At 55.2% G+C, this 12,229-nt stretch carries 13 protein-coding genes; 10 read left to right on the top strand and 3 right to left on the bottom strand.

What is annotated here, in order from left to right:
- Positions 1-5 precede the first annotated feature (5 nt).
- The 5 genes from HBA55_RS04370 to HBA55_RS04350 all read left to right on the top strand — a co-directional run bounded on the left by HBA55_RS04370 (position 6) and on the right by HBA55_RS04350 (position 5,271).
- Positions 6-1,208 carry an acetyl-CoA acetyltransferase gene (locus HBA55_RS04370; protein ID WP_166987579.1) on the top strand — a complete coding sequence of 401 codons (1,203 nt, stop codon included), beginning with the start codon at positions 6-8 and terminating at the stop codon, positions 1,206-1,208.
- A 24-nt stretch (positions 1,209-1,232) separates the two neighbouring features.
- Entirely contained in the window at positions 1,233-2,144 is a 912-nt protein-coding gene (locus tag HBA55_RS04365) for an SDR family NAD(P)-dependent oxidoreductase (RefSeq protein WP_166987577.1), read from the top strand.
- Between the two features lie 24 nt (positions 2,145-2,168).
- A complete protein-coding gene (locus tag HBA55_RS04360; protein WP_166987574.1) occupies positions 2,169-3,023 on the top strand; it encodes a MaoC/PaaZ C-terminal domain-containing protein in 855 nt (284 codons plus the stop codon).
- Between the two features lie 236 nt (positions 3,024-3,259).
- Complete coding sequence (locus HBA55_RS04355) at positions 3,260-4,036, top strand: SDR family NAD(P)-dependent oxidoreductase (RefSeq protein WP_166987571.1); 777 nt, start codon at positions 3,260-3,262, stop codon at positions 4,034-4,036.
- A gap of 5 nt (positions 4,037-4,041) precedes the next feature.
- On the top strand, positions 4,042-5,271 hold the full coding sequence (locus HBA55_RS04350; protein WP_166987568.1) for an acetyl-CoA hydrolase/transferase family protein: 1,230 nt from the start codon (positions 4,042-4,044) through the stop codon (positions 5,269-5,271).
- Positions 5,272-5,295: 24 nt separating this feature from the next.
- Here HBA55_RS04350 and HBA55_RS04345 read toward each other — a convergent pair whose 3' ends face one another.
- Positions 5,296-5,535 (bottom strand): hypothetical protein, encoded by a 240-nt coding sequence (locus HBA55_RS04345; protein WP_166987565.1) that lies wholly within the window; start codon positions 5,533-5,535, stop codon positions 5,296-5,298.
- Between the two features lie 37 nt (positions 5,536-5,572).
- On the opposite strand from HBA55_RS04345, the gene HBA55_RS04340 reads away from it, so the two are divergent.
- Positions 5,573-6,445 (top strand): SDR family NAD(P)-dependent oxidoreductase, encoded by an 873-nt coding sequence (locus HBA55_RS04340; protein WP_166987562.1) that lies wholly within the window; start codon positions 5,573-5,575, stop codon positions 6,443-6,445.
- A 103-nt stretch (positions 6,446-6,548) separates the two neighbouring features.
- Here the strand turns inward: HBA55_RS04340 and HBA55_RS04335 are convergent, their stop codons facing one another.
- Complete coding sequence (locus tag HBA55_RS04335; RefSeq protein ID WP_166987560.1) at positions 6,549-7,004, bottom strand: MarR family winged helix-turn-helix transcriptional regulator; 456 nt, start codon at positions 7,002-7,004, stop codon at positions 6,549-6,551.
- Between the two features lie 177 nt (positions 7,005-7,181).
- Between HBA55_RS04335 and HBA55_RS04330 the strand changes: the two genes are divergently transcribed.
- From HBA55_RS04330 to HBA55_RS04320, 3 genes are all read left to right on the top strand, one after another.
- The gene (locus HBA55_RS04330) at positions 7,182-8,327 is read left to right on the top strand and encodes an acyl-CoA dehydrogenase family protein (protein WP_166987558.1); all 1,146 of its coding nucleotides are present in this window, start codon (positions 7,182-7,184) and stop codon (positions 8,325-8,327) included.
- 84 nt (positions 8,328-8,411) lie between these two features.
- Positions 8,412-9,347, top strand: a complete 936-nt coding sequence (gene kce, locus HBA55_RS04325) for a 3,5-dioxohexanoate:acetyl-CoA acetone transferase (protein WP_166987555.1) — start codon at positions 8,412-8,414, stop codon at positions 9,345-9,347.
- Positions 9,348-9,607: 260 nt separating this feature from the next.
- Positions 9,608-10,765, top strand: a complete 1,158-nt coding sequence (locus tag HBA55_RS04320) for a Fic family protein (RefSeq protein ID WP_240945866.1) — start codon at positions 9,608-9,610, stop codon at positions 10,763-10,765.
- Between the two features lie 86 nt (positions 10,766-10,851).
- Here HBA55_RS04320 and HBA55_RS04315 read toward each other — a convergent pair whose 3' ends face one another.
- A complete protein-coding gene (locus HBA55_RS04315; RefSeq protein ID WP_166987552.1) occupies positions 10,852-11,859 on the bottom strand; it encodes an NADP-dependent oxidoreductase in 1,008 nt (335 codons plus the stop codon).
- Positions 11,860-11,983: 124 nt separating this feature from the next.
- Between HBA55_RS04315 and HBA55_RS37185 the strand changes: the two genes are divergently transcribed.
- Positions 11,984-12,166, top strand: coding sequence for a 3-keto-5-aminohexanoate cleavage protein (locus tag HBA55_RS37185; protein ID WP_420821491.1), 183 nt, complete (start codon positions 11,984-11,986; stop codon positions 12,164-12,166).
- The last annotated feature ends 63 nt before the right edge of the window (positions 12,167-12,229 follow it).

The following is a 12,229-nucleotide window of genomic DNA, read 5'->3' as shown; positions in this document are numbered from 1 at the left end:
ACACTATGGCTACAGGCATTAGAGACAAGGTCGCAATCCTCGGCATGGGTTGCAGCCGCTTTGGCGAACGCTGGGACAGCGGCAGTGAGCATCTGGCCGCCGAGGCATTTTCAGAGGCGCTGGACGACGCCGGCATCGAAAAGAACCAGATCGAAGCGGTCTGGTCTGGCTCCGCCCTGGACAACATCAACGTCGGTAACTCCGCCATTCCCCTGGCGATGGCACTGCGCCTGGAAGGCATCCCGATCTCGCGCATGGAAAATATGTGCGCCACCGGCACCGAAACCCTGCGTGGCGCCGCCTACGCGGTGGCCTCCGGTGCGGTGGATATTGCCATGGCCATCGGCGTGGAGAAACTCAAGGACACCGGTTACGGTGGCCTGCCCGCACCGACCAAGGGTACGCTCAACGACTTGTGGTTTCCCTATGGCTCGGCACCTGCCGGTTTTGCGCAACTGGCCGCCGGTTACCGGGCCAAGTACGGCACCAGCCGCGAAGACTTGAAGCGCGCTCTGGCACACGTGTCGTGGAAGAGTCACCAGAACGGCGTCAAGAGCCCCAAGGCCCATATCCGCAAAGCCATTGATAAAGACACCATTCTTAACGCGCCCATTATCGCCGAGCCACTCGGGCTTTTTGACTGCTGTGGCGTCAGTGACGGCGCCGCCTGTGCCATCGTCACCACGCCGGAAATCGCCCGCAGCCTGGGCAAGACCGATATTGTCACCATCAAGGCTATGCAGCTTTCCCTCAGCGCCGGGCGCGAGTCCGCCACCGCCGATTGGGATGGCAGTTACGTGCGCAACACGCGCATTGCCTCGCAAAAAGCCTACGCCGAAGCCGGTATTCGCAACCCTCGTGAAGAGCTGAGCTTGATGGAGGTGCACGACTGCTTCTCCATTACCGAGCTGGTCACCATGGAGGATCTGGGCGTATCCAAAGATGGCCAAGCCGTTAACGATATTCTCGACGGGTTTTACGACGCCGACGGCAGCGTGCCCTGCCAGATCGATGGTGGCCTCAAGTGCTTTGGCCACCCCATTGCCGCCTCCGGCCTGCGCATGACTTACGAAAACTATCTGCAGATTCTGGGCCGCGCCGGCGAGCGCCAGATCAAAGACGCGCGCATCGGTCTGTCACACAACTTGGGTGGCGTGCCCTACAACGGGGTCGCCGCAGTTTCCATTATTGGTCGTTACGAACAGTAAACTCACAAACAAGAGGACGTATCCATGTCTCAAATTCTAGAAGGTAAAGTTGTTATCGTTACCGGCTCCGGCCGTGGTGTCGGCGAATACATTGCCAAAGAAGCCGCCACCCAGGGCGCGCGCGTGGTCGTCAATGACCTCGGCAAAAACGAAGAGGGCCAGAACACCGCCGAGGTGGTATGTGCCCAGATCAAGGAAGCCGGCGGTGAAGCCATCGCCTCTCTCGACAGCGTGGCCGAGTGGTCCGGTGCCGAGAAAATGATCCAGGCCGCCATGGACAACTGGGGTCGCGTGGACGGCATCGTCAACAACGCCGGCATCCTGCGCGACAAGATCTTCCATAAAATGTCTGAGGAAGAATGGGACCAGTCGTTTGAAGTGAACGTCAAGGGCTGCTTTAACACCTCTCGCGTCGCCGCACCGATTTTCAAGGCCCAGGAGAGCGGCTCGCTGGTGCACATGACCTCCACCTCCGGCCTCATCGGTAACTTCGGCCAGGCCAACTACTCCGCCGGCAAAATGGGCCTGGTGGGTCTGTCCAAGTCCATCGCCCTGGATATGCAGCGCTTTGGTGTAAGGTCCAACTGTATCGCTCCGTTCGCCATGACTCCGATGGTAATGGCTGGCATTCCCCGAGAATCCGAAGAGGATAAGGCGCGCTGGCGTGTGATTGAGCGCATGGCGCCAGAGAAAATTGCCCCGCTGGCCTGCGCCCTGATGTCCGACGACGCCAAGGACGTGACCGGCCAGATCTTCGGCTCCCGCGCCAATGAGGTGTATCTGTTCAGCCAGCCGCGTCCGCTGCGCACCATGCACATTGGCGACGACGAAGGCATCAGCACCCAAGCGGTGATCGACCGTGTGCTGCCGGCGTTCCGCACCAGCATGTACAACCTGGACCGCTCCATGGACGTGTTCACCTGGGATCCGGTGTAAGGGTCGAAGGAGGCGAGAAATCACATGATTCTGAACAAGGTATTGGAATATCAGCTGAAGCCGGTGGAGCACACCATCAGCGAAAAGGACTGCATGCTCTACTCCCTGGGCATCGGCCTGGGCATGGACCCGGTGGATCCGAAACAGCTGCAGTTCGTCTACGAAAAAGATCTCAAGGCGTTCCCCAGCCAGTCCGTGGTGATTGCCCACCCCGGCGCCTGGGTCACCGACCCGGAGCTGGAGATCAACTGGATCAAACTGCTGCACGGTGAGCAGACCATCACTCAGCATAAGCCGCTGATTCCGGGCAAAACCTACGTGGGTAACTACCGGGTTCTGGGGGTAGTGGACAAGGGTGCAGACAAGGGCTCGATCCTGTATCAGGAAAAAACCCTGACCGACAAGGAAAGCGGCGATCTGGTCAGCACCGTTACCTCGTCCTACTTTATGCGCGGTGACGGCGGCTGCGGCAGCAGCGGCTATGAGCCCCCCGCGCCGGTGGTAATTCCGGAGCGTGAAGCGGACAAGAGCGTGACCATTGCCACCGCCGACAACGCCGCCCTGATCTACCGCCTGTCCGGCGACTACAACCCCATCCACGGGGACCCGGAGAAGGCCCGCAAGGCCGGATTTGACCGCCCCATTCTGCACGGCTTGTGCACGTTTGGCGTGGCCACCCGGGCGATTCTGGACACCTACTGCGACTCGGAGCCGGAGCGACTGGAATTTGTCGGCCTGCGCTTCAGCTCACCGGTGTACCCGGGCGAAACGGTCAAGGTGGACTTCTGGGAAGAAGACGGCGATGTCCTGTTTGCCGCCACGGTTGTGGAGCGGGGCGTCAAGGTGCTGAACGCGGGACGGGCTCGGGTTAAGGCCTGATACCGGCTTAATGGCTGCGTAGGTGCGTAGGTGCGTAGGGTGGATTAGCGAAGCGTAATCCACCATGGTTCCTGGCTCGTGCCGTATTCAAGGTGGATTACGGCTTCGCCTAATCCACCCTACGCCCCATACGCCATACGTCCCACGCAATGCAGCAACGATTGCCAGCACATCACATATATTATACGCTTACTTATTATTACTTTTATCACTATTTGCCGGATGACATACCGACCATGACCATAGAACTCAGTTTTGACCAGGGCGCCGTGATTGTCGGCGGGGGTACCGGCGGCATTGGCGAGGCTATCTGTCGCCGCTTCGCCGAGGCGGGCACCCCGGTGATTTTCACCTACAACAGTAACGTCGCCAAGGCCGAGGCCATCGGCGCCGACATCGAGGCCGCCGGTGGTCAGTGCTCCTTCAGCCGGGTGGACCTCTCCGATACCGACTCCGTCAACGCCCTCTTTGAAGACGCCGTTGCCAAGTACGGCCGTATTGCCCACGTCATCTATGCCGCCGGTCCCAGCTTCGATTTTGCCAAGATCGGCGACATCCCCGCGGACACCTGGAAGAAGGTGATCAACGCAGACGTTAACGGTGCCTTTAACCTGATTCAGAGTGCGGTTCAGGTATTTCGCCAGCAGGGCGGCGGCAATCTCATTGGTGTCATTACCTCGGCCGTTGAATGCGTGCCCAAGGCCGACATTATGTCCGCCTCGCCCAAGGCCGCTATTGAAATGCTGATACGGGGTGTGGCCAAAGAATCCGGTAAAGTCGGAATCCGCGCCAACTGTGTGGGTCCCGGCTGGATCAACGCCGGTCTCGGCAAGAAAGGTATGGAAGAGAAAATGACACCCGAGATGGTGGAAAAGCTGCGCCGCTCTACCATCCCGCTGCAGAAATTTGGCAACGCCGATGATATCGCCTACGCCTGCCTGTTTCTCTGTTCGCAACAAGCCGGCTTTGTGACGGGGCAGACGCTTGCCGTTGATGGCGGCGCCCAGATCTGATGTCAATGGCAAACTTTTTCAGCCAACTGAAGGTCGGGCAGCGCTTGTATATCCCCGGCGCTTCGGCCGAACCCAGGGCGTTTGTCGAGGCCCTGGCGCGGGTCAGTGCCGAGCTTCCGCCCCTGAACATCACCAACTCTTTTGTTCCCGGGGTCAACCCGCTCGCGCTCGCCACAGAAGACAACGCGCTGACCGAAACCGTGGTATTCCCCCGCGGCAATAAGCTGATGCACGAGGGGCGCGTCGATTTTTTACCGCTGTCGTATTTCGGTGCGGCGAACTATCTGCAACAACAGTCGTTTGATTGGGCGGTACTGCAGTTATCACCCCCGGATCAACAGGGCCAATGCTCGCTTGGCGCCTCGGTGGAGTTTCTGCCCAGTGTTCTCAAGGGCAGCCAACGACTGTTGGGGCTAATCAATCCCAATGTACCGCAGGTTCCGGGCGCTCCATCACTGTCAATCAAAGAGCTGCACCAGGTGGAAGAAATCGATTCTCCCCTTGTAACCTACAACGTAGGCAGCATCGACCGCGTTTCTGATCAGATCGCAGGCCACCTGAGCGAACTGATTGAATCCGGAGCGGTGTTGCAATTGGGGCTGGGCAATGTGCCCACCAAACTCTGCGCGGCGCTGGGGGAGTTCAAACAACTGCGATTCCATTCCGGCATGCTGTCTGACGGTTTCTGGCATTTGGCCGAATGTGGTGCACTGGACGAAGGTTTTGCCCATACCACCTGCTGTGCGCTGGGCTCCGACGCTTTTTATCAGCAATTGCCACATCTGCAGCAACTGACCATCAGAGGCGTTAACCAAACCCACGACCCGAGCAATCTTAGTCAACACACTAATCTGATTGCCATCAACTCCGCTCTGGAAGTGGATCTGTGGGGGCAGGCTAACCTGGAAATGCTGGGTACCCGACAGATCAGCAGTGTCGGAGGTGCGGCGGATTTTGCCCGTGCTGCGCGCAATGCCCCACAAGGGAAAAGCGTGATCGCACTGCCTTCTACGGCTGCCAAGGGCAAGTTGTCGCGCATTGTTCCCCATTTCCAACCGGGACAGGTCACCTCCCTGGGACGCGGGGATATCGACTACGTGGTGACCGAACACGGCGTTGCTGAACTGAAAGGAAAATCGTCTCTGCAACGCGCACAGGCGTTGATTCAGATTGCCGACCCAGCCTTTCGCGAACAGCTCAGCGAGGCCTGGCACCAGCAACTGTCAAAGAGCTAACAATAACCATAGGACGAATGATACTTACACAAACTTGAATCCCCGTAGCAGCGCGCTCTGAGCGCGACAGGAACTGAAACAACGCTGCCATACCCGGTCGCCCTCGGAGCGGGCTGCTACAAGACTCTCACACTGGTAGCAGCGGGCTCCGACCGCGACTTGATATAGCACCAGGTGTTTGTCGCAGTACCCGATAAAGCGGGGCAGGCTCTCAGAGCCCGCTGCTACGGGGAACGGTGCAAGATCGGCTTGGGTAGGTGACATTCATTCTTAATCCTTTGAGAATTTGAGGCAAGATCTTATGAGTGCTCAAACTCTTCTGGTGACCGGCGCCAACGGCGATATCGGTCGCTACGTTGTCAATCAGGCCCTGGCGCAGGGCAGAACGGTGTTCGCCAGTATCCGCAACGAGGCCCACAAAGAGACCTTTCAGGATCATCCGCGGCTGCACTTCCTGATTATGTATATGGATCAGCCGGACTCCATCCACGAGGCATTTGCCGAAATGGATAGAATGCTGAACGGCAGCCCCCTGGATGCCGTGATTCACTGCGCCGCCATGGAAAGTCCGTCCACGGTTGAATTCCTCAAACCCGAGGTACTGGAGCAGATCATCCGCATCAATTCGGTGGGCAGTCTGGCGATCATGCAGGCCTCCTTCCCGCGGTTGCGGCGCAGCGGCGGCAACCTGATACTGGCCAGTTCCCTCTGGGGGCGTATTTCAGGTCCCCTGGTGTCTGCCTATTCCGCCTCGAAATGGGCCCTGGAGTCCCTGGGTGAAGCCGCTCGGCGGGAAACCCGCCACATGGGGTTTAATATTGTTCTGGCGAATATCGGTGCGGTTAAGTCGCGTATGATGGACGCCCATGTCGAAGACGTGAAAACCCTGCTCAATAACGCCAGCGACGAAGAGCAACGGCTATATGCCCATGCCTACGAATCCCACGCTGAGATGACCAAGAAATTTGACAGCGTTGCCATCAGTGTGGAAAAGGTGAGTGATAGATTACTGGCTATCGCCGACAATGCCAGGCCAAAAGCCCGCTACAAGATGGGTCTGGATGCCAGGCTGCTGACGGCTCTGAGCTGGCTGCTACCATCAAGCTGGATGGATATGATGCTGGGCATTGGCAAGCCCAAAGAATCGGGGTTGTCTTACCGCAACGCTGACTAATTCCTTAATAATGGGAAGAACCGTAGGGTGGATTTACCCAAAAAGCGGGCACAAGAGACGCAACGCGTCGTAATCCACCGAACCGCACCGGGCGAATTTGACCTTACTCTTCAGCCGCCCCCATTTGCAGCAGATTGTGTTTCATGGTCTTGAGAATACCATCCAGCAACTTATTCTGCTCCTTGGTGATACCTTTCATAATGCGCTTGTTGATGCCAGAGGCAATACCCTGCATCTCACCCAACAGCTTTTCGCCGGCCTTGGTCATCACCACCTTCTTGGCCCGGCGATCTTCGGGATCCGGCAGGCGCTCCAACCAGCCGGAGGCTTCCATACGATCGATCAAACCACCGAGACTTACCTTGCCGACGCTCATCAGGCGCGCCAATTCGGTTTGGGCAATACCATCCTCCGCATAGCGGGCAATATTGACCAGCACCCACCACTGGGAGCGCGTGATGCCCAAGGGCTTGAGCTCGTGATCCACGACCTTTTTACGCAATCGCGACACGTCGTGTACCAGAAATCCTGTGGCAAAATCCGGTTCTTTGCGGCTCATAGATAGACTCACCTTATTATTTATAAACATGCTTATAGTAGCACGACCCATATAGTAAGCATAGTCATGGCCAAAATACCACCCTATATATGAGACCACTTGAACTTAGTTATCATGCATACTATTATTTAGATAACTTAAATCCCTAGCCCAGCAATATAGCCACGAGTGACCCCTATGCTGCCCAGATCCATCTTCAGCGAAGAACATGATATTTTCCGCGAGTCCGTGCGCCGCTTTATCGAACAGGAGATCACCCCCTATCACGATGAATGGGAAAAGCAGGGCCAGGTCAGTCGCGAACTTTGGCTCAAAGCCGGAGAAGCCGGCCTGCTGTGCCCCAATGTCTCCGAGGAGTTTGGCGGCCTGGGTGCGGACTTTATGTATAACGTGGTGATTACCGAAGAGCTGGCCCGCGCCGGTGCCACCGGCCCCGGTTTCGCGGTGCACTCAGACATGGCCGCCACCTATATCGACACTTTTGCCTCTGTGGAACTGAAAGACCGCTGGCTACCCAAGCTGATCAGTGGTGATTGTATTGCCGCCCTGGGTCTGACCGAGCCCGGTGCCGGCAGTGACCTGAAAGAGATTCGCACCACCGCTGTACGTGATGGCGATGACTACGTCATCAACGGCCAGAAGGTGTATATCTCCAACGGACAACTGTGTGACCTTGTGGTTTTGGCCTGTAAGACCGATCCCAGCGCCGGCGCCAAAGGCATGAGCTTTATTCTGGTGGAAAGCGACCGTGAAGGTTTCGAGCGCGGTCGCAATCTGGAAAAACTCGGCCTCAAGGCCCAGGACACTTCTGAACTGTTTTTTAACAACGTCCGGGTCCCCGCCAGCAATCTGATCGGCAATGAAGGCGACGCCTTCAAGATGGCGATGTTCAAGTTGGCCCAGGAACGCATCACCATTGCCATCTCCGCCCTCGCAGTCGTGGAGGCGGCATTGGAGTGGACGGTTGACTACACCAAGGATCGCAAAGCCTTTGGCAACCGCATCTGCGACTTTCAGAACACCCGCTTCAAGATGGCGGAACTGAGTGCTGAGGCCACCGCCATGCGCGTGTTTGTGGACCACTGCATCGAACAGCATATGCATGGCAAACTCGACGGCATTACCGCCGCCAAGGCCAAGATGCTGTGTACGGAGCTGCAGTGTAAGACCGTGGACGAATGCCTGCAGTTCTTCGGCGGTTACGGCTATATGCTCGAGTATCCGATCGCCAAGGCCTATATCGACGCACGGGTTCGTCGCATTGCCGGAGGCTCCTCAGAAATTATGCGGGAAATCATTGGTCGCGACATGTTTAAAGATTAAAAAGCCCGCTGCGAAAATTATGAACTGCCCAAAGCGGTATTGTCAGATTGCCTAGAGCGAGATTTATAGAGAGCAGAATCTACTATGAAAGCCAGCACAAAAGTCATTATCTCCTGCGCCATCACCGGCTCGATTCACACGCCTTCCATGTCGGAGAATCTGCCCGTCAGCCCGGCACAAATCGCGGAGCAGTCCATTGCCGCCGCTGAAGCCGGCGCAGCGATTTTGCACCTGCACGCCCGCAACCCCGATGGCTCCCCATCACCGGATCCCAAGATTTTTATGGAGTTTCTGCCAGAGATCAAACGCAACTGCAATGCCGTGATCAATATCACTACCGGCGCCGGTCTGGGAATGACCATGGACCAGCGTTTGGAGGCGGCTGAATCAGTTGCCCCGGAAGTGGCGTCCATGAATATGGGCTCGATCAACTTTAATATCTCCGGGGCGGTGAATGCGGTGCCGGAGTTCCAGCACGCTTGGGAAAAGCCCTATCTGGAAAATACCCGCGACTTTGTGTTGACCAACACCTTCGCGCAAATCGAGGAAGGCATCGAGCGGTTGAGCCGCAACGGCACCCGGTTTGAGTTTGAGTGCTACGACATCGGCCACCTCTATAACCTGGCGCACTTTCGCGATCGTGGTTTGATCGAGGGGCCTCTGTTTATTCAGGGCATTTTTGGCATCTTGGGTGGCATGGGTGCCGACCCGGAAAACTTGTTGCACTTTAAGGCGACTGCCGATCGACTGTTTGGTGATGATTATTATCTTTCGACCCTTGCCGCCGGTCGTCACCAGATGAAGTTCGTCACCTTATCCGCCATTTTGGGCGGGCATGTGCGCGTGGGTCTGGAAGACAGCCTCTATCTCGGCAAGGGCCAGATGGCGGAGAACAATGCCCAGCAGGTGGCGAAGATTCGTCACATTGTCGAACAATTGTCTCTGGAAATCGCCAGCCCGGATGAAGCCCGGGAAATGCTGGCCCTGAAAGGCGCCGGTAAGGACAATATTATTATATAGAATCGCTCGTCTCCTTCAGGAGCGATAAAGCACGCGCTCTGCCTATACTCTCTCTAGAGTGCGATTAGGGTGCCCGGCTTGTCGGGCACCCTTTTTTTGTTCTGGCTGTTTTCCCTAGGTATTGTGTGCTTCGATGTGAGCGTTGTAACACCGTATCACTTTGGACCCTCAAAAAATCGATAACCACCTGATTTTTATATATTTTTTATTGAAATTATCACTTTCAAGCATTTGACTCTGTTTCTCAGAAAGCGAGGGTTTTGAGAACAGATCTTCCCTTCTTCTCAAAAACCGCTATTATTGAGAAGAACATAGATGAACTTCTCACAGATAGAGCAACCAGAAGCATGTCCAAAGATGCCTTGGCAAAGTTACCACCCTCGCAGGAACTAGAAACTCCCCGGGTCTTACGGGCGCTGGTCAACGCACATAGGCATCTGGCAGAACTAAAAGGTGTGGCCAAAGCAATTCCTAATGAAGGTATTCTTATATCGACTCTTTCACTGCAGGAGGCACAAAGTAGCTCTGAAATCGAAAACATCATCACGACTCAAGATGCTCTATACAAGGAAGAGCTACAGACCGCCATCTCCGATCCAGTAGCAAAAGAAGTTGCGCACTATGCCACTGCTTTACGCTCTGGCTACGATAAAGTAAAGAACCAAAAAGTTCTTAGCCTCAATACAATTCTTGAAGTTCAAGAAACACTTGAAGGAAATCGTGCCGGCTTCAGGAAGACACCAGGTACGGTTCTTAAGAATGAACAAACTGGTGAGATCGTTTTCGAACCACCATCCCCGGAGCGAATCGGTAAATACATGTCAGATCTTGAACAATTCATAAATACAGAACAAGTTCTTGATCCCCTTGTCTGCATGGCATTGATTCACCACCAGTTTGAAACGATTCATCCCTTCTATGATGGTAATGGTCGAACTGGAAGGATTATTAACATTCTGTACTTGGTCTTGTCAGGGCTTTTGGATACTCCGGTACTATATTTGAGCCGTTATATTAACCAGACTAAGTCGGAGTACTACACTAAACTTCAACATGTACGCGATAGCAAAGAGTGGGAAGCCTGGCTTTTATATATGTTGAGGGGGATCAGTTCAACAGCCAGCCATACCATTGGACTTATTCAAGAAATTCAACAGTTACTCCTGGAGACAAAACAAGAAATAAGGAGCAATCATAAATTTTACAGCCAAGATTTAATCAACAATCTTTTTCGCCACCCATACACAAAAGTAGCGTTTCTCGAACGAGACCTCGACGTCTCTCGAGCGACCGCCACAAGGTATCTCGATGCCTTATCTCAACAGGGATCACTCACAAAACATCGTCATGGGAAAGAAAGCTATTACATCAACCACAAGTTGATTGATCTTTTGTTTAACATGCCTGAGTTTCCATAGGAATAGCTGACTGCCATAAGCGGTCAAGACCAAAATTCAGAATCCAGTTCGCATACCGAGCATCCAATCTGACCGCTGCCTACTTGTTACTCCACCAACTTAATAAGAGTCTTGCCCAGGTTGTCACCCGCGTACAATTTCTCCAAGGCCAACGGCGCCTGCTCCAACCCCTCGTAAATTTCTTCCCGGTAGCGCAACTGCCCACGCTGGATCATTGCCGCCAGCGCCTGCAAGGCCTGTTCAAAGCGGTGCTCATGATTAAAAATCACAAATCCCTGGTGGCGAAGCTCCTTGACTAACACCTGGCGCTCACGCCTCGGCCCGACCGGCACCGGATCCCAGCTGGCCACGCTGGCGGTGCCCACCTGTGCGATGCGTCCGCGGGCGTTCATGTTTTCGAACACGGTATCCGCAATCCCGCCACCGACGTTATCGAAGTAGGCATCAATTCCCTCGGGACAGGCTGCTTTCAGAGCCGAAGCAAGATCCGCTGTTTTGTAATTGATGGCACCATGATAGCCAAATTCCTCGCGCGCGAGGCGTACCTTTTCTTCGCTACCGGTTAAACCCACAACATTGCAACCTTTCGCGCGCGCCAACTGCCCGACAATACTGCCCACCGCCCCCGCCGCGGATGACACCAACAGTGTTTCACCGGCCCTGGGCGCCAGTATATCCTCCAAGGCGATATACGCAGTCAGTCCGTTGATCCCCAGTACGCCCAAGCTGGTCTGTACGGGGGCCTGGGCCGGATCGACCTTGCGGATGATCTGCTCCAGGTTGACATGAGCATACTCCTGCCACCCGAACCAGCCGGTGACAAAATCGCCGACTGCGAAGCCCTCAAGCCGTGACTCAATAACCTCACCCACGGCCAGTGCCTTCATCGGTTCCCCCAACTCCGCCCTGGCGTAGTTGGCGACGTCCGTCATCCAGCCCTTTTGGGCGGGATCGGCGGAGAGGTAGTGGTTGCGGACCAAGATACAGTTGTCATTGCAGTTGGGAACAGCAGCATCCGCGAGAGTGAAGTGGTCAGGAGTTGGTAAACCGTTGGTGTAGCTGATCAATAAGAGTTGCTTGTTTGAAGTACCCATAATTCTGACCAATGAAGATGTAACGTTGTAGAGAATTATATGTCAGATCTGCTTTAGTTACTCACACTTCAACAACGTCATCGAGCACCTCATCCAGGGTATTTTCGGCATTCTGGGCGGACATGTGCGCGTGGGTCTGGAAGACAGCCTCTATCTCGGTAAGGGCCAGATGGCAGAAAACAATGCCCAGCAGGTGGCAAAGATCCGTCACATCGTCGAACAATTGTCTCTGGAAATCGCCAGCCCGGATGAAGCCCGCGAAATGCTGGCCCTGAAAGGCGCCGGCAAGGACAACATTGTTATATAGAATCGCTCGTCTCCTTCAGGAGCGATAAAGCACGCGCTCTGCCTATACTCTCTCTAGAGTGCG

The organism is Pseudomaricurvus alkylphenolicus (genome assembly GCF_011683955.1).
GTDB classification, from domain to species: Bacteria; Pseudomonadota; Gammaproteobacteria; order Pseudomonadales; family Cellvibrionaceae; genus Pseudomaricurvus; species Pseudomaricurvus alkylphenolicus.
The sequence above is the reverse complement of the archived record's forward strand: the minus strand, read 5'-3'. Positions and strand labels throughout refer to the sequence as shown.

Bases quoted from the DNA above. Each gene is read 5' to 3' on its own strand.
- HBA55_RS04370 (WP_166987579.1), top strand. From the start codon at position 6: ATGGCTACAGGCATTAGAGACAAGGTCGCAATCCTCGGCATGGGTTGC.
- HBA55_RS04365 (WP_166987577.1), top strand. From the start codon at position 1,233: ATGTCTCAAATTCTAGAAGGTAAAGTTGTTATCGTTACCGGCTCCGGC.
- HBA55_RS04360 (WP_166987574.1), top strand. From the start codon at position 2,169: ATGATTCTGAACAAGGTATTGGAATATCAGCTGAAGCCGGTGGAGCAC.
- HBA55_RS04355 (WP_166987571.1), top strand. From the start codon at position 3,260: ATGACCATAGAACTCAGTTTTGACCAGGGCGCCGTGATTGTCGGCGGG.
- HBA55_RS04350 (WP_166987568.1), top strand. From the start codon at position 4,042: ATGGCAAACTTTTTCAGCCAACTGAAGGTCGGGCAGCGCTTGTATATC.
- HBA55_RS04345 (WP_166987565.1), bottom strand. From the start codon at position 5,535: ATGTCACCTACCCAAGCCGATCTTGCACCGTTCCCCGTAGCAGCGGGC.
- HBA55_RS04340 (WP_166987562.1), top strand. From the start codon at position 5,573: ATGAGTGCTCAAACTCTTCTGGTGACCGGCGCCAACGGCGATATCGGT.
- HBA55_RS04335 (WP_166987560.1), bottom strand. From the start codon at position 7,004: ATGAGCCGCAAAGAACCGGATTTTGCCACAGGATTTCTGGTACACGAC.
- HBA55_RS04330 (WP_166987558.1), top strand. From the start codon at position 7,182: ATGCTGCCCAGATCCATCTTCAGCGAAGAACATGATATTTTCCGCGAG.
- kce (WP_166987555.1), top strand. From the start codon at position 8,412: ATGAAAGCCAGCACAAAAGTCATTATCTCCTGCGCCATCACCGGCTCG.
- HBA55_RS04315 (WP_166987552.1), bottom strand. From the start codon at position 11,859: ATGGGTACTTCAAACAAGCAACTCTTATTGATCAGCTACACCAACGGT.